The organism is Pseudodesulfovibrio mercurii (assembly GCF_000189295.2).
GTDB lineage: Bacteria > Desulfobacterota > Desulfovibrionia > Desulfovibrionales > Desulfovibrionaceae > Pseudodesulfovibrio > Pseudodesulfovibrio mercurii.
The window spans coordinates 2,636,368-2,656,336 of the sequence record NC_016803.1 but is presented as its reverse complement, the minus strand read 5'-3'; the positions used below and the strand labels follow the sequence as shown (position 1 = coordinate 2,656,336).

Here is a 19,969-nt window from a genome sequence, read left to right as displayed (position 1 = left end):
GGCCGCCGGAGGCATTCCAAAAAGCCGGGCCGACGCGTTTCCGCGTCGGCCCGGTTGGTTTACATGTTGACGAGTTCGTATTCTCGGGTGCCGAGGCCGATCTGTTCGGCGTAGTCGAGGCCGAAGTCCTGGGGGACGTGTTGGTGGATGGCGAGGAACTTGTTCTGGCCGGGGGTGACGCCGAAGGGGAGCTGGCTCGGGTAGAGGGGCTGGGCCTGGCTTACGAGGTCCATGGAGGCCTGGTCCACGGCCACGGGGTCGAGGCTGACGAGCACGCCGATGTCCGGGCAGATGGGGGCGTCGGTGAAGCCCACGCAGTCGCAGTCAGGGACCACGTCCATGACGAAGTTGACGTGCAGGGAGGGTTTGGTCTTGGTGGCCAGGACGCCCTTGGCGTATTCCATCATGCGTTCGAGGAAGTCCTGGACGCCGACCGCCCAGTTGACCTGGAGGCCGCCGTGTCGGCAGGCCACGAAGCAGCCGCCGCAGCCCACGCATTTTTCCGGGTTGAGGGCGATCTTGCCGGTGGTCTCGTCGATGTAGAGGGCGCCGGTCTTGCAGGCGCGCAGGCAGGCTTCGCAGGCCTGGCAGTTGTCCGGGTTGATGATCGGGCCGGTGGAGAAATGCTGTTGCATCTTGCCTTTCTTGGAGGCCGCGCCCATGCCGAGGTTCTTGAGCGCGCCGCCGTATCCGGCCAGTTCGTGGCCCTTGAAATGGTTGACCGAGACCAGGAAGTCGGCCTCGGCGATGGCCCCGGCGATGTAGACCTCTTCGAGGTGCTTGCCGCCCACGGGCACGGCGGTCTCGAATTCGCCGCGCAGGCCGTCGGCGATGACCACGGGCGCGCCGAGCACAAGCGGATCCCAGCCGTGGCGGGCGGCGCACAGGGAGTGGGACACGGCCTCGCCGCGCTGGCCCACGTACAGGGTGGAGGCGTCGGTCAGGAACGGTTTGCCCCCGGCCTTGGCGATGAAGTCGAGGATGGGCTTGACCCACAGGGGGCGGAGGAAGCCGGTCACGCCCTCTTCGCCGAAGTGCAGCTTGACGGCGGCCAGGTCGCCTTCGCCGATGAGTGTATCAGCCTTGGCGGCCTTGAGCAGGCTGCGCATCCTCTTGCCGAACGGGGCCTTGGACGAGGCCCGCAGATTCCAGAAATAGACCTTTGAAGCCATGGAGAGACATCCTTTGTTGCAGGTTCAACGAGGCGACTCTACCACGGGGGCGCGGGGTTTTGGAAGTGCGGATGTGGATCGGTCAGATCAGCCCGGAGTCCTTGAGTTCGGCCATGAGCGCGGCCACGTCGGTGGCGATGAAGTCCGGGCGGTGGGGGGCGAAGCCGTGGGCGTCGATGCGCCCGGTGGTCACGCCCGCGGACAGGGCTCCGGCGCGCTTGCCGGTCTCCACGTCCATGGGGTGGTCGCCGACCATGAGGGCGCGCTCGGGGGGCACGCCGAGGACGTCCAGGGCCTGGAGCAGGTGGGCGGGGTCCGGCTTGAGCCGGGGGGCGATCTCGCGGGGCAGGAAGACCCGGAGGTGGTCCTCGATGTCCGGGAAGACCTTCTTAATGGCGGCCGAGATGTTGCGCGAGATGACGCCGGGGGCCACGCCGCGCGCCTTGAGGTCGTCGAGCACGGGCCGGGTGAACTCGTACAGGCAGCCGTCGCGGGCCGCGTCCAGTTCCATGGCCGCGATGACCAGCCTGCCGCGCGACAGGAACTCCATGCCCTCGGCCCGGTCGCGTTCCATGACCAGGGCGGACAGCTTGTCCAGCCATTCCAGGGCGGGCGTGCCGTCCGGCACCGGGCGTTCGCCCAGGAAGACCTCGCCGAGGGCGGCGATCTTGGTCTTCATGAAGTCGAAATCCAGGGGCACGTCGGCCAGGGTGCCGTCGAAGTCGAAGATGATGGCGTCCAGTTTCAAGGGGGCCTCCGGCGGCCGGGGGAAGGGGAAGGAAAGCCCTTTTCAAAGGGTTTCCTTCCCCTTCCCCCGGACCCCCATCCCCTTCCTTTCCTGAACTTTTTGGGTGCGCTTCGCGCAAGGTGGGCGGGGATGGGTATGTTGTTCGGGTTCGGGTGGTCGGGATATGAAAGACTATTTCGCCAGTTCGCGCAAGAGGGTCAGGTTGCGCACGTCGTCCTGGAGGTCCTCCTTCTTGGGGGTCTCCAGGGTCTTGGGGACGTCCTTGAAGCGCGGGTCGCGCATGAGGTTGCGGAACCCTTCCACGCCGATGGTCCCCTGGCCGATGTGTTCGTGGCGGTCCTTGTGCGAGCCGAGTTCGTTCTTGGAGTCGTTCACGTGGAAGAACTTCAGGCGGGAGAGGCCGAGGACCCGGTCGAAGGCGGCGAAGGTGGCGGCGTAGGTTTCCGGGGTGCGGATGTCGTATCCGGCGGCAAAGGCGTGGCAGGTGTCGAAGCAGACCCCGAGGCGGTCCGGGTGGGCCGAGGCGGCGATGATGGCCGCCAGCTCCTCGAAGGTGGAGCCGAGGTTGGTGCCCTGGCCCGCCGTGGTTTCGAGGAGGATCAGGCCCCGCTCGGTGCGGGAGTGTTCGATGGCCCGGTCCAGGTTGGCCGCGTAGCGCTCGATGCCCGCCTCCACGCCCGCGCCCAGGTGGGAGCCGGGGTGGGTCACGAGAAAGGGGATGGCCAGGGTTTCGATGCGCCGGAGTTCCTCGGCGAAGGCCAGGGTGGAGCGCTTGAGCAGGTCGTCCTGGTCCGAGGCGAGGTTGATCAGGTAGGAGTCGTGGGCCGCCACCGGGTAGTCGCCCCACTGGGCCCAGGCCGTGGCGAACAGCTCCGCGTCGTACTCGGTCAGGGGCGGGACCTTCCACTGCCGCTGGTTGCGGGTGAATATCTGTAGGGCCGTGCCGTCCACCCGCATGATCCGCTCGAAGGCCATGTGCAGGCCCCCGGCGATGGACATGTGCGCGCCCAGAAACATGGGACGGTCCGGCCGCCTAGTCGATCCAGGCGCCCAGGGCGTCCACGATCTTCTTGGCCTGGGCCTGGGAGGAGATGTTGAACTTGGACTTGGGGCGGTAGGTGCCGTCCACCTTCTGGTAGCGGCGGATGGTGTACTTGTCCGGGCCGTATTCGCCCTTGGCGCGGTTGAGTTCCTGGTAGCGGAACACGATGGTGGTCCAGGCGCCCTTGGAAAGCACGACCTTGTCCAGCTCCTTGACGATGAGCTGGTTGTCTTCGGAATAGTTGATGGTGATCTCGTCCACGGTGGCTGCCATGCTGCACTCCTGATATATGATGTCCGCAGTGTTTCTGCGGCTGGCGCTACCCATACATATGTAGTTGAGGGATGGCAACCCCCGGATCTCGGGCCTTCCCGGCCGCCGATCCGGCGGGCGCCCGGCCCGGACCGCCCTCAAGGCGACCATTGTCGGATTCGGGAATATGCGCTATCCCCGTGCCGAGGCCCCGAGGCCCGATCCGAGGAATCACCGACGACCATGCCCCAGCAATCCGAACATCCCCGCCGTTGTCCCGTCTTCAGTCACGCCGCCGCGCGCCGCCGCCCGCTGGCCCGGTGTCTGCTGCTGGGGCTGCTCTGCCTGGCCTGCGTCGCGCTGCTGCGGCCCACACCGGCCCCGGCCGAGCCCATCCGGCTGACCGTGGGCGTGGAAAGCATCGACTATCCGCCCTACGGCTCCTTCCGCAACGGGGACTACGAGGGGTTCGCCAGGGATCTGCTGGATTCCTTCGCCATCGAGTACGGCTACGTCATGATCTACGTGGCCCTGCCCGTGAAGCGGCTCTACCAGGAGTTCCTGGAGACCCGCACCCTGGACCTGAAGTTCCCGGACTCCGAGTCATGGCACCGGTCCCGGCGCAAGGGGCTGAACGTCCGCTATTCCGAGCCGGTCTGCACCTACACGGACGGCATCCTGGTCCGGCCCGGGGACCTGGGCAAGGGCATGGGGGCCATCCACACCCTGGGCATCCTGGCCGGTTTCAAGCCGTGGCTGCTCGAACCGCCCATCGACCCGAAATCCATCAGGCTGTCCGAGAACCTGTCCATCTCAGGACTGCTGGGCAAGGGGCTCATGGGCCGGGTGGACGGGGTCTACGCCAATGTGGAGGTGGCCCGCCACCTGCTCGCGGCCATGGGGCTCGAGGACAAGCTGGTCTATGATCCCGATCTGCCGCACGCCTCGGGCTTCTACCGGCTGTCCACCATCAAGTTTCCGCTGGTCATGCGGGAGTTCGACGAGTTCATGCGGACCCGGCGCGAGCTGGTGCAGTCCCTGCGCCGCAAGCACGGCCTGGACCGCTAGTCCCGATTCTCTCCGACGCTGTCGGCCTTGAGCTGGCCGCAGGCCGCCTTGATGTCCGCGCCCATGGAGCGGCGGATGAAGGCGGTCAGGCCGTGGTCCCAGAGCCGCTTTTCGAAGGCCTCGACCCGGTCGCGGTCCGGCGCGCCGTAGGGCATGCCCTCGGTGGCGTTGTACGCGATGAGGTTGATCTTGCCCTTCCTGCGGTCGATGAGTTTGGCCAGCTGGTCCGCGTGCTCCATGGAGTCGTTGACGTCCTTGAGGAGCAGGTATTCGAAGGTGATCCGCTCGCGCGGACGCATGGGGTAGGCGCTGAGGGCGGCCATGAGGTCGTCCAGGTGGACCCTGGCGGCCTTGGGCATGATCCGCGCGCGCAGCTCCTGGGTGGGGGCGTGCAGGGAGATGGCGGGCAGGGCGATTTCCAGGTCGCCCAGGATCTTGAGCTTGTCCGGGAAGCCCACCGTGGAGACCATGGACCGCCGCCAGGACAGGGACAGGCCGCGCTCGCACGGCAGGTCGGTCAGGACCCTGACAAGGGTCTCCAGGTTGAGCAGCGGCTCGCCCATGCCCATGAACACGAGGTTCTTGAGCTCGTTCATGTTCCGGTCGGCCAGGTATTGGCGGCCCACCAGGATCTGGCCCATGATCTCGCCGTAGGTCAGGTTGCGCTCGAAGCCGAGCTTGCCGGTGTTGCAGAAGGTGCAGGCCATGGCGCAGCCCACCTGGGTGGACAGGCACTGGGAGTAGCGGTCCTGCATGGGGATGAGCACGGTCTCGATGAGCTTGCCGTCGACCAGCTTCAGCAGGAACTTGATGGTCCCGTCCCGGCTCTCGGCCACCCGGGCGATCTCCGGCCAGACGATGTTCGCCATCCCGGCCAGCTTTTCGCGCAGGGGCCGGGACAGGTTGGTCATGGCCTCCACGTCGCGCACGCGCTTCTGCCACAGCCACTGCCAGATCTGTTCGGCCCGGTAGCGGGGTTCCTTGAGGTCCTCGGCCACGAAGGCTTCGAGGTCGGTCTTGTTCAGCTCGATAAGGTTGTGCATGGGCGTTCCTTGCAGGACGGGACAGGGCGGTGTCAAGGGGCGCGAGCCGTCGGGCGGGGCCAATTTCAACAAAACCTTCATTTGCCAATTGCATCACCCTTGGGTATAACCATGCAAGTTGCTGATACGGTCAACGAGGAGGGTAAACCCGCATGTACAATAAGTTCAGCAAATTCGTCTGTCTTTTCGTTGTGTTGTCCCTGCTGACCCTGAACGTCTCCGTGGCTCGCGCGGGTCTGGTGTCCACAGAGGCCGCCCTGGCCGCCAGCCACAACGCGCAGAACCGCGCCATGGTCCTGGCTCAGCTCCAGCGCGACGACGTGCGTCAGGTCCTGGAGAGCAAGGGGCTGTCCGTGTCCGAGGTGGAACAGCGCGTCAGCGCCCTGTCCGACTCGGAGATCAACCAGATCGCCGACCACGTGGCCGACATGCCCGCGGGCGGCAGCTTCTTCGGCATCATCATCGGTGCCGCGCTCTTCGTCTTCATCGTCCTGCTCATCACGGACATGGCCGGAGCCACGGACGTCTTCCCGTTCGTGAAGAAGGCCAAGTAACGGAAGCGAAATGTCGCACATCCCTTCAGGCGGCGGCCGCATGGCCGTCGCCTGTCTCTTGTTGCTCTTCCTGACCACCGGCTGCTCCCTCTACGGCGGCGTCATGCCGCCCTCGCCCACGGGCGCTCCCCTGACCCGCGTGCTCGACGTGCCCTTCTATCCCCAGGAGGACTACCAGTGCGGCCCGGCCGCCCTGGCCATGGCCATGACCTGGAGCGGACTGCCGGTCACGCCCGACGACCTGACCGCGCAGGTCTACACCCCGTCGCAAAAGGGCAGCATCCAGCCCGACATGATCACCGCCGCCCGCCGTAACGGGCGCATGGCCTACGTCATCCACGGCGCGGACCGGCTGTCAGCCGAGATCGCCGGGGGCAATCCGGTGGTGGTCCTCCAGAACCTGGGGCTGTCCTGGTACCCGGTGTGGCACTACGCCGTGGTCGTGGGCCTGGACCGCGACGCCGACGAGATCCTGCTCAACTCGGGCCTGACCCGGAACCGGCGCACCCCCTGGCGGGTCTTCGAGAACACCTGGGGCCCGGACTTCTGGGGACTGCTCGTGCTGCCGCCGTCGCGCCTGCCCGTCACGGCGAAGGAGACGGAATGGCTGAACGGGGCCGTGGGCCTGGAGCGGGCCAGGCAGTGGGCCGCCGCCGAGGAGGCCTACGCCGCGGCCGCCGCCCGCTGGCCGCGGAGCCACGACGCCTGGATCGGCCTGGGCAACGCCCGCTACTCCCTGGGCAATGCCGAGGGCGCGGCCAAGGCTTTCCGCCGGGCCACCGAGGTCAAGCCGGACAGCGGCATCGCCTTCAACAACCTGGCCTTTGTCCTGGACGAGCTCGGCCGCCGCGACGAGGCCCTGCAGGCCGCGCAAAAGGCCGTGTCCCTGGGCGGCCCGCAGATCGAGACCTTCCGCCAGACCCTGTCCGACATCGAGAACTAGCCGGCCGCGCACGCATCCGGCCGACGCTCGGGCCGACGCTCGGGCCGACGCTCCGGTCGGGCCCGATGCGACCGCGCCGGGCCCCTCCGCAGCACTCCCCCGCCCCCGCTCGCCCACCGTTCCGCGCACATCGCGCCCACTCCCACCGGCGGCCGGGGATTGCCCCCCTCACATTGAGAATATCTATAGATCAAGCCTATACCAAATATAGAAAAAGATTGGTTCAACCTGCTGGATTCCTCTATGTTTCGTACCAGAATTGGGGGAAGTTTGGTTCTTTTTACACAAGGAGGAGGTATGACCAACTTTTTCGCCTCACGGAAAGGCATCATTTCCGTCGGGCTCGTCATCGGCTGCCTGGCGGCCCTGTTGCAGTACCTGGGCAACCCCGGGAACATGGGCATCTGCGTGGCCTGTTTCGAGCGCGACATCGCCGGTTCCGTGGGGCTGCATCGGGCGGGCGTGGTCCAGTACATGCGCCCGGAGATCATCGGCTTCGTGCTCGGCGCCCTGGGCGCGGCCTTCATGGGCAGCGACTTCCGGCCCAGGGCCGGGTCCGCGCCCATCGTCCGCTTCGTGCTCGGCGTGTTCGCCATGATCGGGGCCCTGGTCTTCCTGGGCTGCCCGTGGCGGGCCATCCTGCGGCTGGCCGGCGGCGACCTGAACGCCCTGTTCGGCATCGCCGGGCTGATCGTCGGCATCGGCATCGGCACCCTGTTCTTCCGCCAGGGGTACAACCTGGGCCGGGCTCAGAAGACCTACTCGTCCGTGGGGCTGATCATGCCCCTGATCATGGCCGGGTTCCTGGTGCTCATGTTCATCTACCCGCAGGTGGCCGACGCGGACAAATCCGGGGTGCTCTTCTACAGCCTCAAGGGCCCCGGCGCCATGCACGCGCCCCTGTTCATCTCCCTCGGCGTGGGCCTGGTGGTGGGCGTCATCGCCCAGCGCAGCCGGTTCTGCACCATGGGCGCCTTCCGCGACCTGATCCTGTTCAAGCAGGTCCACCTGCTCTCGGGCGTCATCGCCCTGCTGGTGGCCGCCTTCCTGATGAACCTGGTCCTCGGCCAGTTCCACATGGGCTTCGACGGCCAGCCCGTGGCCCACACCCAGGGTCTGTGGAACTTCATGGGCATGGTCCTGGCCGGGCTGTGCTTCGCCCTGGCCGGCGGCTGCCCCGGCAGGCAGCTGTTCATGGCGGGCGAGGGCGACGGCGACGCCGCCGTGTTCGTCCTCGGCATGATCGTGGGCGCGGGTTTCGCCCACAACTTCGGCCTGGCCAGCTCGCCCAAGGGCGTTGGCCCGCACGGCATCGCCGCCGTGTTCATCGGCCTAGCGGTCTGCCTGTTCATCGGCCTGACCATGCGCAAGAAAGCAGCCTAGGGGGATATGATGAGTGAATTAGTCGACGCGCGGGGCCTTTCCTGCCCCCAGCCGGTACTGGATACCCTGTCCAAGATCGCGGCCATGGGCTCGGGCGAGCTTGAGGTCCTGGTGGACACCGAGGCGTCCAAGGAAAACGTGGCCCGTGCCGCCCAGGGCAAGGGCTGGAAGGTGGAATCCATCACCGAGGAGGGCGGCGAGTACCGCCTGAAACTGCTCGGGGGCTAGACTTGGCCCTTGGCAACCTGTTCAAAAGAAAGGCTTCGGCTCCGCGCGCCCAGGTGCGCGCGGACCGGGGCCTGCTCGTGTTCGAGCACACCAGCGAGGTCATCCGGGCCGAGAAGCTCCTCAAGGCGTCCGGCCGGGAGATCCGGGTCATGGGCCCGCCCCCGGAGATCCAGAGGGGGTGCGACCTGGTGGTCGAATTTCCGCTCATGGAGAAGCTCGACATCCTGCGCGTCCTGGCCGAGGCCGGGATTCCGCCCATGGAGAGCGTGCCCGTGACCGGCCCCCTGCTCGCCCCGGTGGACCTCTTCCAGGTCAAGGATTTCGGGGACTATCTCATGGTTCGCGCGGCCAACATGAAGCTGACCGTGGACAAGCGGAACCGGGCCATCGTCAACGTCTCCGGCGGCGGCTGCCCGGACGTGCCGTACATCGCGGCCCGGCTCATCGGCCTGACCCTGGACGAGGCCCCCGCCCCCAGGGAGATCGGCCACACCCTGTGCGGCTACGCCCTGGAGCTGGCCTACGAGGAGATGGTGCGGTTATGCTCGTCGTAGTCGGCACCATCCCGGACCCGGCCGTGCCGGTCCTGGACGCGCCCGTGGAGATTGCGCGCGGCGCGCTCATGGTGGACGGCCGCGCCCTGCCCCCGGACCGGGGCACCCCTGCCCTGCTGGCCGCGGCCGATGCGGCCTGCGCCTTTCTCGGCGCGCCCCCGCCCCACGCCCTGCTGGTGGGCGACGAGGGGCTCGGCCGGGGCAGCCGCGAGCTGTACCGCCATCTGACCGAGGTCCTGCCCTCGCGGACCTGCTCGGTCCTGGCCTTCCACTACCTCCAGCCCGACGTGGACTGGCACAACCGCGTGCTCATGGCCGCCCAGGCCATGGCCGGGCCGCCCGCCCTGGTGGCGGACGCCGGGTTCATGTACGCGGCCAAGATGAGCGGCTTCGCCGGGGAATACGCCCTGTTCACGCCCGACGCCGGGGAGCTGGCCTTCCTGGCCGACGAGGCCGCGCCGCACCCCTTCTACACGCGCGGCTTCATCCTCCAGGACGAGGACCGGGGGCCCGAGCTCATCGAGCGCGCCTACCGCAACGACAACGCGGCCCGCTGCCTGCTGGTCAAGGGACGCGTGGACCGCATCGCGGACCGCACCGGGGTCCTGGCCGAGGTCTCAAGCCCCACCGTGGAGGCCATGGAGGCCATGGGCGGCACGGGCGACACGGTCACGGGCATGGCCTGCGCCCTGATGGCGGCCGGACTGTCAGCGCCCAGGGCCGCGCACGTGGCGGCCCAGGCCAACCGCTACGCGGGCGAGGCCGCCCGCCCAACCCCGGCCTCGCAGATCGGCGAGCTGGTCCCGCACATCCCGCAGGCCCTGGCCCGGGCCATGAAGGAGCTGCCGTGACCCGCCGCATCACCCCGGACATGACCCTCCTGGACGTGGTCCATCAGTACCGCGCCACCGAACCGGTCTTCCGCGCCCGCGACGAACAGGCGGGCGAATGCCTGCTCTGCAAGGCCCTGTTCGAGACCGTGGCCGACGCGGCCGCCCGCTACGGGCTGGACCTCGACGCCCTGCTGACCGACCTCGAGGCCGCCGCTTCGGACGGAAAATAAGCGAGTTAAAGAAAAGGAATCCGGCGTCCTACGGCCGTTCCCGGCCCGAAGCCAGGAACCGCTCCACCGCGCCCAGGTCCAGGACCCGGCGCAGTTCGGGATGCAGGCGGGCCAGTTCGAGCAGAAGCCTGGCGTCCCCGCGCGTGGTGGGATGCAGGGAATCCAGGAACTCGGCCGGGGCCAGGCCGAGCCGGGCCGGGTCCTGCATGTCCACGGCCCCGCGCCGAACGGCGTCCTCCAGGGTCTTGGCCACGTATCCGTACCCCTTGTTGGTCGCCAGTTCGTCCTCGAAGGCCGGGGAGATCGGAGGAAAGACCACGACCACCGTGTGGCCCAGGCGCTCCAGCTCCGCCACCTTGCCGAAGAAGGCGTCCAGGGCCCCGGTCTGGAGCCGGTCGCTGTAGCGGAATTCGGTCTTCCCGATGCGCGTCTTGACGTTGGCGACCATGTCCTCGTGGGTCCGCTGCGTGCCTCGCGGCCCGTGGTGCGCGCCGTCGGCCTCGAACCCCTCCCCCTGGCTGATGGCCCGCAGGCCGATCAGCCCGGACCGCGCATGGAACAGGGGGGCGTTGTCCAGCACCCCGGCGACGCCGATCTTGCCCCGGGTCACGTACCAGGCGGGCATGTAGAACATGTCCAGGCTGCGCTCGGTGCCATCGGGCAGGGTGAAGACGTGCTCCCCGGTCACCTCGTTCAGCGGCTCGCGGAACCACCAGAAATCGACCGTGACCAGGATCGTCTTGGGCGGCTGTTTCTCCATGTACTCGAAGAAGTTGAGCGCGGTGCGCACGCTGGACATGATCCGGCCGCAGTTGACCATGGGCGCGGCGAAGAAGGCCTGCCGGAATTGCAGGGCGCGGGACGACCCGGCCACCACCACCTCGTGGGGCCGCGCCTCCATGAGCGCATACTTGTAGGCGGCGTGCCCGTTGTTGAAGAGCGGGCCGTAGAGGATGTCCGGATGCTCCTGCTGGGCGCGGGCGATGTCCGCGTACGGGCGCGTCTCCCCGGCCAGGTGGACGAGCGAGAAGTTGAACGCCGCGAATCCGCCGTAGACCAGGACCACCAGGGCGAAGGTTATGAAGAATCGCCTGGTCATCAGAAGTCGAAATACAGGTACCGGACCTGTCCGTTGACGAACATGAAGACCGCGCCCGTGACCAGGGCCAGGGCGGAAAACGCCCCGGCGGCATAGGCGAACCCGTGGCCCTCGCGCAGGGCGGCGGGCACCAGCCGGGCAAAGGGATATTCATTGCGCTTGCCGAGCAGGATGGCCGGGTCGAACCGGCGCATGATCTGCACGGTGTTGGGCATGAGCCAGACCACGAGCATGAGCAGGCCGAGGTAGAGCTCGACGTACTGGTTGGGCAGGTTGTGGAGCCGGCCCGCGGACACCCCGACCATGGCCCGCATGATGACCGAGGCCGTATGGAAGGAATCGGCCCGGAAGACCACCCAGGCGAAGACCGCGAACACGAACGTGACCAGGATGGAGCAGACCGCGACCAGCCGGGTGTCCGGCAGCCGGACCCGCGAGGAGAAGATGCGCTGCACGACCATGGCCGCGCCGTGCATAACCCCCCAGACCACGAAGGTCCAGCCCGCGCCGTGCCACAGTCCGCACAGGAAGAAGACGATGAACAGGTTGACCAGGGTGCGGGTGGCCCCTTTGCGGTTGCCGCCGAGCGGGATGTACAGGTAGGTGCGCAGGAAGTAGCCGAGCGAGATGTGCCAGCGCTGCCAGAACTCGGCGATGTTCCTGGACCGGTAGGGCGAATAGAAGTTGGCCGGGACGCGGATGCCGAGCAGGCAGCCCAGGCCGATGGCCATGTCCGAATAGCCCGAAAAGTCGAAATAGAGCTGCATGGAATAGCCGAGCGCCGCCCGCCACGCCTGGCCGGGGTTCGGGATGCCGCCGCCCGCCACCTGGGCGAAGATCGGGTCGGAGATGTGCGCCACGTTGTCGGCCAGCCCGGTCTTCTTCAGCAGCCCCACGGAAAAGAAGAAGAGGAAGAGCATGACCCGCTCCGGGGTCAGGCGGATGCCGCCCGGCAGGCGCAGCTGCGGGATGGTGTCGTGATGGAAGAGAATCGGCCCGGCCACCAGATGGGGGAAGTAGGTGATGGTCGCCCCGTACTCGGGCCAGGTGAAGGTCTCGATGCGCCGGGTGTGGATGTCGGTCAGGAAGGCGATGGCCGTGAAGGTGTAGAAGGACAGGCCGATGGGTATCTCCCCGGCCCGACCGGCATAGTCGAACCCGAACAGGAGGCTCAGGTTCTCCATCAGGAAGTGGGTGTACTTGTAGAACCCGAGCACGGACAGGGCCACGGTCACGCCGAGGACGAGCCAGGTTTTGCGCATGGCGTCGGACCGGGCGCGGCCGATCAGGAAGGCGAACAGCCCGTTGGTCGCCAGGCTGAACAGGAGCACCGGCAGGTACTCGATGCGCCAGTAGCCGTAGAAGAAGAGCGACAGCCCGATGATGGAGACGACCTGGGCCGTGGGCGACACGCGCCGGGCGAAGTAGAAGATCAGGCAGGCCGCAGGCAGGAAAAGGAAAAGGAATTCCGGTGAATTGAAAAGCATAGGTGCGGCACTGGTTGAATTGACGGGACACGGCTCCGGCCTGTCCGCCCTTTTCTACGGCAACGGGCCAGGATGTCAAGAATACTTAAGTTCTGTTTAAAAAACGCAAGAACTGCATCGGAATCCTCAATTCACTCAACGGCCCGGGATAAACGGGCACGGCACGACCTCTGCCCCCTCTCCCGTCCCGGCCTTCCCTTGCCTCTCGCAATCGAATATTATATATTCGCTAGACAAAGGAAGCCGCCATGGCTTTGGAATACAAATTTCTGGGCCGCGACAAGCTGCTCAAGGGATACACCTACCCCATAAAGCGGGGAGACCTGGACGCGGCACTGGAACGGGCCGGGGTCCCGGAACTCCGTTTTATCGCTTTTTCCTGTAACCCCAAACATCGTAGCAAAGGCCCCTTCCTTTCCTCTCGAATGCTCGGCGAAGCCCAAACGAGCGGCGGATGGGCGGAGCGTTCCCCCTACATCATCATTTCGGCCGTCCCGGCCGACATCTCGCCGCGAGTCAAAGAACGCATCGCGGAGAAGGACCTCCTGAACAATTTTGCGGGCTGGCTCAAGGCGTTGGAAGACGCGGAAAACGTGCGCCGCATGAAGGATCAATTCTACACAGCCACTCTGATTGACGGTAAACTGGTCGTTGAAAATACGTAAAGCGAGGGGCGGCACGAAGGCCGCCCGTTCAGCTTACGTCTTGTCCGGAATGCGCGGATCGGTGAAGTGGTTGTCCAACAACCGCTCGAAAAGGGGGACATTGAACAAGATCAACGGCGCACTCGGACGGATCTTTCCGTCGGTGAGAATCTTCAACGCCCCCTGCCACTGCTGCGCCCGCTTGAGCAGTTTTTGCCGCTCTTTTCCCGTAGCTTGTTTGGCTTCTTCTTTTAATGCACCGATTTTCTCTTGAAAATCAGCTTTAACTCGTGACTTATTCTCAGGCTTTGCAGCTTCATAAGCTGTCTTAAATTGCTTAATCGCTTCATCACCCCCGGTAACTTTCCCCCTTCCATGCTGCCCCTTGGACTGCACCATGCCGCCGAGGGCTCCGGTGGTGCCGGCCGCGTCATTGGCCTCTTCGGCCTTGCCGCTCGGGGAGCCCGGCGTTTGGCCCGGCTCCGGCGACCCTCGCCACCATGTCCGGGCCTGGCGGGGACGGTTTGCCCGCCCGGCCTTGCCTGCGGTTTGGCCTCCCGCCCGTAGTCGTGGTTCAGGGAGACGTCCCTGCCCTCGTCCAGCGGGTTCCAGTCCACGGGCTTGTCTACGGTCCACCAGTCCAGGCTCCGCTTGTTGCCGTGGAATTTCCTGTTCAGGTTGCCTGCCTTGCGCACCGGCTCCACGACGCCGTCGGCGTACTCGATCCACTTGCGCCGGGGCTGGCCGGTGACCCTGTCCGTGTCGATGCAGGTCAATGCATCCGATTTCAACAAGTCGTTCATATTCAGTTACTTATATTGCGGGCCGGAGGCTCTCGCCTCCGGCCCTTCAGGAGGGTATGACAAGAGGGGTTGTGAGGCCCCTCACACCGTCTTGTGGACTGTTCAAAAGGGGGTGGATGCTAGGCGCGAGGATAATCCGCCCCGCAGCGTATTCTTCTCATACGTGAGGAGGCGGATTATCCGAAGCAACGACGCAGACGGCCCCTTTTCAACAGTCCGCCTAGATGCGGCTGCCGGGCACGTAGTCGCCGGGATAGAGCAGCTCGAAGCCCTGGTTGACCTTCTTGACGAACGAATCCTCGCGCTGGGTCGGGTCCTTGTAGCGCGGGTCCTGCATCATCTCGCGCAGCCGCTCGATGGTCAGGTCCTCGCCCCAGCCACGGGCCGAGCCGCGCAGGCCGCTCTCCAGGACCAGGGGCGCGATCCTGGCGAAGGCGCTGATGACCGCCGCCCGGTTGCCCGCGCCCGTGTCGTCCAGGGCGGCCAGCAGCTCGCGCCCGCCCACGGCCTCGGCCGCGCGCAGGGCCGAATCGAGCAGCGACGGGGTGTCGCCCCGGTGCACCGAGCGCAGGGAATCCAGCTCGGTCTCGCGCAGCCGGGCCGCCTTGGCCGTCATGTCGTGGTGGGTGTCCAGGACCAGGGGCAGGAACCACTCGTACAGTCCGACCACCTGCCGGGGGGTCAGCCCCAGCTCGAAGGACTTCTCGCGCAGGCCGCCGATCAGGTCCTCGCGGAGCTCGAAGCCGTCGGGCAGGTCCATGTCCGGCAGGCCGTAACCGTCCGGCTTCTCCGGTCTGCCCAGGGCGGCGTAGAAGGCGGCCTGGTCCTCGGGCGAATCCTGGTCGCCGGGCAGGCGCACGTACCCCTCCGGGGTCTTGCCGAGCATGCGCTGGGCATGGACCAGGGCCTTCACGGCCTCGTCCTTGGTGGCGTACTTGGCCAGCGCCGGATGGTCGCGCAGGGGGATCTCGGTCTCGGTCCCATCCTCGCCCGTCTGGCGCACGGTCCACTCCTCGGGCAGGGTCATCCGCCAATTCTTCTGCTTTTCATTCTTGTCGGTCATCATCGGTTGTTCTCCTTTTCGATGAAGTTGTCGGGTTCAAGCATCTGCTTCATGTGCAGGACCAGGGACCTGCGGCCTTCGTTGAATTCGGTCCTGCCCCGGTCCGTGGAATAGGTCGGCCGCATGAAGCAGCCGCGCCGCTCCAGATCGGCCATGACCACGCGCCCGTCGGCGGAGTCGAACAGCCGCCTGTAGGCCCGGTGCAGTTCAAGCGGGCTGGTCTCAGGCATGGGGCGCCTCCTCGTATGCGGCGGGGTCCGTTTGCGCGGAAGCGGGCTGCGCGGCCTCCGCCCCGGCCTTGGCCCCGAGCATGCCGGTCAGCATCCCCCACAGCTCGGTCAGGGCGCTGGGCCGGTCCGTGTAGGCCTCGGACAGGGTCTTGGCGATGGCCGCCGCGTTGGCCACGGTGGACGCGGTCTGCTGCGAGCTCGCGACCCGCTGTTTCTGCGTCCGCCCCTCGACCACGCGGTCCTCGGACTTGAGGTAGTCGGACGGGATGTTGAACAACTCGGCCACGTGCCGGGCCACCCGGTCCGTGTCGAAGTTGTCCATGATCCCGAAGGCGTCCCGGCCGCCCACCAGGGGCGACAGGTACTCCATGACCTGGGCCAGTCCCTGGGCCTCGTACTGCTTCTGGGCGCGGGTCACGGACGAGGTGTAGCGCACCTCCAGATCGTCCGGGGACAACCCCTCCGGGAACGGCGGCAGCGCCCCGCCGCGCAGCATGACCCGGAACACCCGCCGGATCAGCGGGCTGAGGAACTCGGTCTGCAACCGGCCCAGCACCGGGCCGAGCACGCGCATCTTCTCGGCCTGGCGGATGACCGCCTCCGTGGCCGTGACCGCCGGCCCCTCCGGGGCCAGCTGATCGGACAGGAATATCCGGCCGATGGACTCCCGGCGGCCGTTCATCATCTCCTCGGCCGCGCGCAGGTCCACGTTCACCGGCAAGGCCTCGATGCGGTCCGTGGACCCGGCCCGGTAATAGGACAGCCCGCCCGGACCGGAACGGACCGGCCCGAGAAAGCCGTCGTCCGGGACCATCAGCGGCGGATCGGACATCTTCTCCGCCGCCATGAGCGCGGTCCGGGCCATGGCGTTGAGCACGCGCACGTCCGACAACGCGGTCTGCCCCGGCCCCCGGCCGTAGGTCTCGCCCGCGGCCTTGGCCCAGCGCGGGACCATGTACGGCATCTCCAGATAGCCGCTCTCCTCCAGCACGTGGCTGTTCTTGACCTCCATGTACACGCTGGCAAAGGGGAAATGCGCCGAGCCGAATCCCGCCGGGTCGCGGTCCATGCGCGGAAAGACCGCGTGCAGGACCTCCACCGGCTCCTCGGGCCGGTCCTCGCCCTTGCGCCGGGTCTCGTCCGAACAGGCCGCGCCCCACTCCTGGATGGCCTGGCGGGCCGTGACCTCGTACCGGCGGTACACCGTGTCCACCTGGCCGCGCGCGGACTCGGCCACGAAGACCTCGCCCAGCGGCCGCGCCGAGAACCGGACCACCGAGGTCGGGTCCGCCTCCACGTACATCACCGCCGTGCCCAGCAGGGCCACGTCCAGATACAACTCGTGCACGTGCGCCTGGAACCCGGTGTCCTCGCTGTTGAAGACCGCGACCATGCGCTCCCGCGCCTCCTGCATGAATGCGCGCACCTCGTCCGCGTCGCCCTTGGCCCGGTCCTTCACCGAGATGTCGAACCACGGCAGCGAAGGATTGGTCAGCAGTCCGCCCAACGACGAGGCCAAAAGCTCCAGCGCATGCAGCGGCGTGGAATCGAAGATGCGCTCGTCCCCGGCCCGGCCGCGCCCGAGGGTGTGCCCGCCGGGCCCGGCAAAGCTGTTCTTGCGGGGCAACATGTATTCCGTAAGCTCCTGCCACGAAGACACCCACGGACGGCGGGCCTCCTCCAGTCCGGAAAAGCGCTTCAGCAGGGAACGGGCCAGTTCGGTTCTGTCCATGCTACTCCCCCAACTTGGTCTTCAACGCCCTGGCCGAGACCTCGGGGTCCTCCGTCAACGACGCCGCGCCCTGGGAAAGCAGACTCTCCGAACCGCGCTTGTCCTCCACCTCACGCGCCTCCAGCACCTTGTCCCGGTCCCGGCGACGCTCCTCTGTCTCCTTGCGGGCCTCCTCGCGCGCACGCGCCTCCCGCTCCTCCTTCAAGGCGTCGTCTTGCGATCCGCCGACGGCGACCCCCAACAGGTTGGTCAACCCGCCGAAAACGGTCCCCAGCAATTGTTCAGATCCACCCATGATGCAAATCCTCCGGTTAAAATGTTTGCCCGGAGTATAGGCCCGGTTTTTCCGCCACCCCCGAAATGTCGGCGAATGTATGAAAAAAACGCTTGAGAGGTATAAAAAATCAACTTGACAGGGTCCTGAATACGGCACGGGGAATGCCTCCGGCGGCCAGGGCGCTGCCCTGGACCCGGCAGGGAGCAAGGCCCCCTGCACCCCCATGTTCGCTGCGCTCAGATACGTGCGGCGGCGGAAGGCTTGGCAAGGGACGCCTTCAGCCGTGCCGGTGTGCGATTTCGAGCAGAAAAAACGGACAGCACGGCGTGCTTCTTCACAAGAAAATGCACGCCGTTTTTTCTGCCCGAAATCGCGGGGGTTTATTTTTTTGGTTTGGGAATAGCGCGAAAACACCTACCGCTCCGCCGCCTTTTACCAACGCCGCGAAACCGCGTTAGCGGGTTCCGCCCACCCGCCTGCGGCGTTGGGCAACCGTCCCGAAGGGTTCGCGCCGGGCGGCCCTCCGAGGCCCGTGGCCGTCCGGCGCGAACCCTTCGGGACACCGTCTCCCCGCGCACCGCCACCCCCCCCCGCAAACGATCTCCCCCCTCCCGCTCCCCTCCTCTTCTCTCCCCTCCCGCACACATCCCCGCGCCCCCCCGCCCCCGCCGAAGGCACACAAAAAGTTTGGGAGAGTCCAGAGAACCCTTTCCAAAGGGTTCTCTGGTCCCGCCGAAGGCGACCCCCGGTAGGGCCGCCGGAGGCCTCCCCCGCTCTCCCCGGCCCACGAAAAAGCCCCGCTCGGGCGGGTGGTCCGGGCGGGGCGTTCTGGTGAAGGGTCGGGGTGGTGTTATTGCACGGCGTTTTGGGCGCTGGTGGTTTTCTGGCCGGAGACGACGACCATGTTGCGGCCGTTGTTTTTGGCCTGGTAGAGGGCCTTGTCGGCCTTGAGCACGAGGTCGTCGTCGGAGGCGGACAGGGAGCCGCCTTCCACGGAGGCCACGCCGATGGAGGCGGTGACGGAGAAGTCGCGGCCGTCGAAGTGGAAGGCGCAGTTTTCGATGGCGGTGCGCACGCGTTCGGCGAGTTTCCAGGCGGCCTCCTCGCTGGTGTGGGGCAGGAGGACGACAAATTCCTCGCCGCCGTAGCGCGCGGCCAGGTCGGTGGTCCGGAACACGGTGGTCAGGATATCGCCGATCTTGCGCAGGACGAGATCACCGGCCTTGTGTCCGTAGGTATCGTTGACGGCCTTGAAATGGTCGAGGTCGAACATGAGCAGGGAGAGGTCGTGGTGGTAGCGGGCGCGGCGCTTGATCTCGTAGACCAACCGTTCGTCGAAGGAGCGGCGGTTGTAGAGCCGGGTCAGGCCGTCGCGGTCGGCGCGCAGTTTGACCTCCTTGAAGGCCAGGGCGTTGCGCAGGGCCAGGCCCACGTGGTTGACGGCGGAGCGCAGGGTTTCGACCTGGTCCTTGCCGAGGCGGTAGCCGGGTTCGCAGAGCAGGGCCAGGCAGCCGAAGGTCTGGTGTCCGGCGGTGAGCGGCATGACCACGAGTTTGCCCTGGTCCGGTGTCTGGGCGTATTCGGCGCGGCGCGCGGGGTCGGTGTAGGAGACCTGGAAGCCGTTGACCGAGCCCGAGCCCATGGAGCTGGCCGAGGTCATGATCTGTTCGATCCAGGCGGACTCCACGGCCGGGGGCATCTTGCCGTTGAGGAAGATTTCCACGTCGGCGGCGGCGTCGGGGCCGGTGTTCCAGAAGGCGGCGTGGAGCATCCTGACGGGCAGGATGAGGCCGAGGGAGTTCTTGGCGTTGGCCAGGATGGTGGCGGCGTCGAGGCTTTCGGTGGCCGAGGCGAGGAGCTTGTTGAGGAACAGGAGCTGGTCGGTCTTGCGGGCGAGCAGTTCGCGTTCGAGCATGATCTCCTCGGTCATGCGGTAGATGTCCGAGTAGAGGCTCTTGACCTCCCTGGCGCGGAACATGACGTCCTGGATCTTGGGCCGGGTCAGGGGCAGGTCCACCACGGTCAGGAACCCTTCGGCCAGGACCTTTTCCATTTCGAGTTCCGCGTCGTTGTCGCGGATGAGGATGCGGTGGGTCTCGTCCTGGTTGCGGTATTCCTGCCTGCGGGCCTCGGGGAAGCCGGACCAGACCGACCAGGGAATCCAGGCGGCCGAGGGCTTTTCGTCCTGTTCGAGTTCACGGGCCACGGGCAGTGCGTCCTCGGGGAAGTTGCGGACGTGGAAACCGGGTCCCACGCCCTCCTCGATCTGGCGCGCCACCGAGTCGGCGAGGCCGACGCCCCACATGAGTTCCGGCCGTCTGCCGCGTTTCATGGACTGTCTAGGCATGCTCCATCGTACTCCTTTACGACGTCAAAACATTGGCGGTTCCTTCCGCCTCATCCGGGATTGAGCAAAATCGGGGCCACGTCGGGTGACGGTCTGGTGAGGAACGGCCCGGCGGCGGACAGGGGGCTGATATGGCTGGCAAAAAATCAGGCGGTCGCGGACGGGACGCGGGACGGGTCGGCAAAGTCTGCCCAGGGGCCGGACGCCCGGCCATTGACAAACCGGGCCGGAACGGTC

The 19,969-nt window shown here is 66.7% G+C and carries 22 protein-coding genes; 9 read left to right on the top strand and 13 right to left on the bottom strand.

From position 1 onward, the window contains the following. Positions 1–59: 59 nt before the first annotated feature. From DND132_RS12050 to DND132_RS12035, 4 genes are all read right to left on the bottom strand, one after another. Positions 60–1,172, bottom strand: a complete 1,113-nt coding sequence (locus tag DND132_RS12050; RefSeq protein WP_014323023.1) for a DUF362 domain-containing protein — start codon at positions 1,170–1,172, stop codon at positions 60–62. 82 nt (positions 1,173–1,254) lie between these two features. Continuing rightward, on the bottom strand, positions 1,255–1,920 hold the full coding sequence (locus DND132_RS12045; protein WP_014323022.1) for an HAD family hydrolase: 666 nt from the start codon (positions 1,918–1,920) through the stop codon (positions 1,255–1,257). Between the two features lie 171 nt (positions 1,921–2,091). Continuing rightward, positions 2,092–2,937 carry a deoxyribonuclease IV gene (locus DND132_RS12040; RefSeq protein ID WP_014323021.1) on the bottom strand — a complete coding sequence of 282 codons (846 nt, stop codon included), beginning with the start codon at positions 2,935–2,937 and terminating at the stop codon, positions 2,092–2,094. Positions 2,938–2,953: 16 nt separating this feature from the next. Next, positions 2,954–3,235, bottom strand: a complete 282-nt coding sequence (locus DND132_RS12035) for a hypothetical protein (protein ID WP_014323020.1) — start codon at positions 3,233–3,235, stop codon at positions 2,954–2,956. Between the two features lie 222 nt (positions 3,236–3,457). On the opposite strand from DND132_RS12035, the gene DND132_RS12030 reads away from it, so the two are divergent. Then, the gene (locus DND132_RS12030) at positions 3,458–4,282 is read left to right on the top strand and encodes a type 2 periplasmic-binding domain-containing protein (RefSeq protein ID WP_014323019.1); all 825 of its coding nucleotides are present in this window, start codon (positions 3,458–3,460) and stop codon (positions 4,280–4,282) included. Here DND132_RS12030 and rlmN read toward each other — a convergent pair. Beyond that, entirely contained in the window at positions 4,279–5,325 is a 1,047-nt protein-coding gene (rlmN, locus tag DND132_RS12025; RefSeq protein ID WP_014323018.1) for a dual-specificity RNA methyltransferase RlmN, read from the bottom strand. The two genes, DND132_RS12030 and rlmN, sit on opposite strands and share 4 nt — an antisense overlap. Before the next feature lie 152 nt (positions 5,326–5,477). Between rlmN and DND132_RS12020 the strand changes: the two genes are divergently transcribed. The 7 genes from DND132_RS12020 (at position 5,478) to DND132_RS11990 (ending at position 10,050) form a co-directional block, all read left to right on the top strand. Then, positions 5,478–5,879 carry a PA2779 family protein gene (locus DND132_RS12020; protein ID WP_014323017.1) on the top strand — a complete coding sequence of 134 codons (402 nt, stop codon included), beginning with the start codon at positions 5,478–5,480 and terminating at the stop codon, positions 5,877–5,879. A 40-nt stretch (positions 5,880–5,919) separates the two neighbouring features. Then, positions 5,920–6,822, top strand: a complete 903-nt coding sequence (locus tag DND132_RS12015) for a PA2778 family cysteine peptidase (RefSeq protein ID WP_014323016.1) — start codon at positions 5,920–5,922, stop codon at positions 6,820–6,822. Positions 6,823–7,119: 297 nt separating this feature from the next. Continuing rightward, positions 7,120–8,205 (top strand): YedE family putative selenium transporter, encoded by a 1,086-nt coding sequence (gene yedE, locus DND132_RS12010; RefSeq protein ID WP_014323015.1) that lies wholly within the window; start codon positions 7,120–7,122, stop codon positions 8,203–8,205. A gap of 9 nt (positions 8,206–8,214) precedes the next feature. Then, on the top strand, positions 8,215–8,433 hold the full coding sequence (locus DND132_RS12005; protein WP_014323014.1) for a sulfurtransferase TusA family protein: 219 nt from the start codon (positions 8,215–8,217) through the stop codon (positions 8,431–8,433). A 2-nt stretch (positions 8,434–8,435) separates the two neighbouring features. After that, complete coding sequence (locus DND132_RS12000; protein ID WP_014323013.1) at positions 8,436–8,987, top strand: putative Se/S carrier protein; 552 nt, start codon at positions 8,436–8,438, stop codon at positions 8,985–8,987. Then, a complete protein-coding gene (locus DND132_RS11995) occupies positions 8,975–9,838 on the top strand; it encodes an NAD(P)H-hydrate dehydratase (RefSeq protein WP_014323012.1) in 864 nt (287 codons plus the stop codon). The genes DND132_RS12000 and DND132_RS11995 overlap by 13 nt, the downstream gene beginning before the upstream one ends. After that, positions 9,835–10,050 carry a DUF1858 domain-containing protein gene (locus DND132_RS11990; RefSeq protein WP_014323011.1) on the top strand — a complete coding sequence of 72 codons (216 nt, stop codon included), beginning with the start codon at positions 9,835–9,837 and terminating at the stop codon, positions 10,048–10,050. Before DND132_RS11995 ends, DND132_RS11990 begins: the two co-directional genes overlap by 4 nt. A 28-nt stretch (positions 10,051–10,078) precedes the next feature. Here the strand turns inward: DND132_RS11990 and DND132_RS11985 are convergent, their stop codons facing one another. Together DND132_RS11985 and DND132_RS11980 are read right to left on the bottom strand one after the other, a co-directional pair. Further along, positions 10,079–11,149: a hypothetical protein gene (locus DND132_RS11985; protein WP_014323010.1), complete on the bottom strand. Its 1,071-nt coding sequence runs from the start codon at positions 11,147–11,149 to the stop codon at positions 10,079–10,081. Beyond that, positions 11,149–12,636: an MBOAT family O-acyltransferase gene (locus DND132_RS11980; protein WP_014323009.1), complete on the bottom strand. Its 1,488-nt coding sequence runs from the start codon at positions 12,634–12,636 to the stop codon at positions 11,149–11,151. The genes DND132_RS11985 and DND132_RS11980 overlap by 1 nt, the downstream gene beginning before the upstream one ends. A 248-nt stretch (positions 12,637–12,884) precedes the next feature. Between DND132_RS11980 and DND132_RS11975 the strand changes: the two genes are divergently transcribed. After that, a complete protein-coding gene (locus tag DND132_RS11975) occupies positions 12,885–13,301 on the top strand; it encodes a hypothetical protein (protein WP_014323008.1) in 417 nt (138 codons plus the stop codon). 33 nt (positions 13,302–13,334) lie between these two features. On the opposite strand, the gene DND132_RS11970 is transcribed toward DND132_RS11975, so the two are convergent. From DND132_RS11970 to DND132_RS11945, 6 genes are all read right to left on the bottom strand, one after another. Beyond that, on the bottom strand, positions 13,335–13,679 hold the full coding sequence (locus tag DND132_RS11970) for a hypothetical protein (RefSeq protein WP_041915793.1): 345 nt from the start codon (positions 13,677–13,679) through the stop codon (positions 13,335–13,337). A 624-nt stretch (positions 13,680–14,303) separates the two neighbouring features. Then, entirely contained in the window at positions 14,304–15,146 is an 843-nt protein-coding gene (locus tag DND132_RS11965) for a hypothetical protein (protein WP_148266991.1), read from the bottom strand. Continuing rightward, positions 15,146–15,376: a Bbp19 family protein gene (locus DND132_RS11960; protein WP_014323006.1), complete on the bottom strand. Its 231-nt coding sequence runs from the start codon at positions 15,374–15,376 to the stop codon at positions 15,146–15,148. The genes DND132_RS11965 and DND132_RS11960 overlap by 1 nt, the downstream gene beginning before the upstream one ends. Further along, a complete protein-coding gene (locus tag DND132_RS11955) occupies positions 15,369–17,108 on the bottom strand; it encodes a portal protein (RefSeq protein WP_014323005.1) in 1,740 nt (579 codons plus the stop codon). The genes DND132_RS11960 and DND132_RS11955 overlap by 8 nt, the downstream gene beginning before the upstream one ends. 1 nt (position 17,109) lies before the next feature. Continuing rightward, on the bottom strand, positions 17,110–17,403 hold the full coding sequence (locus tag DND132_RS11950) for a hypothetical protein (RefSeq protein WP_014323004.1): 294 nt from the start codon (positions 17,401–17,403) through the stop codon (positions 17,110–17,112). Between the two features lie 832 nt (positions 17,404–18,235). Beyond that, a complete protein-coding gene (locus tag DND132_RS11945) occupies positions 18,236–19,732 on the bottom strand; it encodes a sensor domain-containing diguanylate cyclase (RefSeq protein WP_014323003.1) in 1,497 nt (498 codons plus the stop codon). Positions 19,733–19,969: the final 237 nt, after the last annotated feature.

Excerpts from the sequence above, each read along its gene's own strand:
- DND132_RS12050 (WP_014323023.1), bottom strand. The coding sequence starts at position 1,172 with ATGGCTTCAAAGGTCTATTTCTGGAATCTGCGGGCCTCGTCCAAGGCC.
- DND132_RS12040 (WP_014323021.1), bottom strand. The coding sequence starts at position 2,937 with ATGTTTCTGGGCGCGCACATGTCCATCGCCGGGGGCCTGCACATGGCC.
- DND132_RS12035 (WP_014323020.1), bottom strand. The coding sequence starts at position 3,235 with ATGGCAGCCACCGTGGACGAGATCACCATCAACTATTCCGAAGACAAC.
- DND132_RS12030 (WP_014323019.1), top strand. The coding sequence starts at position 3,458 with ATGCCCCAGCAATCCGAACATCCCCGCCGTTGTCCCGTCTTCAGTCAC.
- rlmN (WP_014323018.1), bottom strand. The coding sequence starts at position 5,325 with ATGCACAACCTTATCGAGCTGAACAAGACCGACCTCGAAGCCTTCGTG.
- DND132_RS12020 (WP_014323017.1), top strand. The coding sequence starts at position 5,478 with ATGTACAATAAGTTCAGCAAATTCGTCTGTCTTTTCGTTGTGTTGTCC.
- DND132_RS12015 (WP_014323016.1), top strand. The coding sequence starts at position 5,920 with ATGGCCGTCGCCTGTCTCTTGTTGCTCTTCCTGACCACCGGCTGCTCC.
- yedE (WP_014323015.1), top strand. The coding sequence starts at position 7,120 with ATGACCAACTTTTTCGCCTCACGGAAAGGCATCATTTCCGTCGGGCTC.
- DND132_RS12005 (WP_014323014.1), top strand. The coding sequence starts at position 8,215 with ATGAGTGAATTAGTCGACGCGCGGGGCCTTTCCTGCCCCCAGCCGGTA.
- DND132_RS11995 (WP_014323012.1), top strand. The coding sequence starts at position 8,975 with ATGCTCGTCGTAGTCGGCACCATCCCGGACCCGGCCGTGCCGGTCCTG.
- DND132_RS11985 (WP_014323010.1), bottom strand. The coding sequence starts at position 11,149 with ATGACCAGGCGATTCTTCATAACCTTCGCCCTGGTGGTCCTGGTCTAC.
- DND132_RS11980 (WP_014323009.1), bottom strand. The coding sequence starts at position 12,636 with ATGCTTTTCAATTCACCGGAATTCCTTTTCCTTTTCCTGCCTGCGGCC.
- DND132_RS11975 (WP_014323008.1), top strand. The coding sequence starts at position 12,885 with ATGGCTTTGGAATACAAATTTCTGGGCCGCGACAAGCTGCTCAAGGGA.
- DND132_RS11970 (WP_041915793.1), bottom strand. The coding sequence starts at position 13,679 with ATGGTGCAGTCCAAGGGGCAGCATGGAAGGGGGAAAGTTACCGGGGGT.
- DND132_RS11965 (WP_148266991.1), bottom strand. The coding sequence starts at position 15,146 with ATGACCGACAAGAATGAAAAGCAGAAGAATTGGCGGATGACCCTGCCC.
- DND132_RS11960 (WP_014323006.1), bottom strand. The coding sequence starts at position 15,376 with ATGCCTGAGACCAGCCCGCTTGAACTGCACCGGGCCTACAGGCGGCTG.
- DND132_RS11955 (WP_014323005.1), bottom strand. The coding sequence starts at position 17,108 with ATGGACAGAACCGAACTGGCCCGTTCCCTGCTGAAGCGCTTTTCCGGA.
- DND132_RS11950 (WP_014323004.1), bottom strand. The coding sequence starts at position 17,403 with ATGGGTGGATCTGAACAATTGCTGGGGACCGTTTTCGGCGGGTTGACC.
- DND132_RS11945 (WP_014323003.1), bottom strand. The coding sequence starts at position 19,732 with ATGCCTAGACAGTCCATGAAACGCGGCAGACGGCCGGAACTCATGTGG.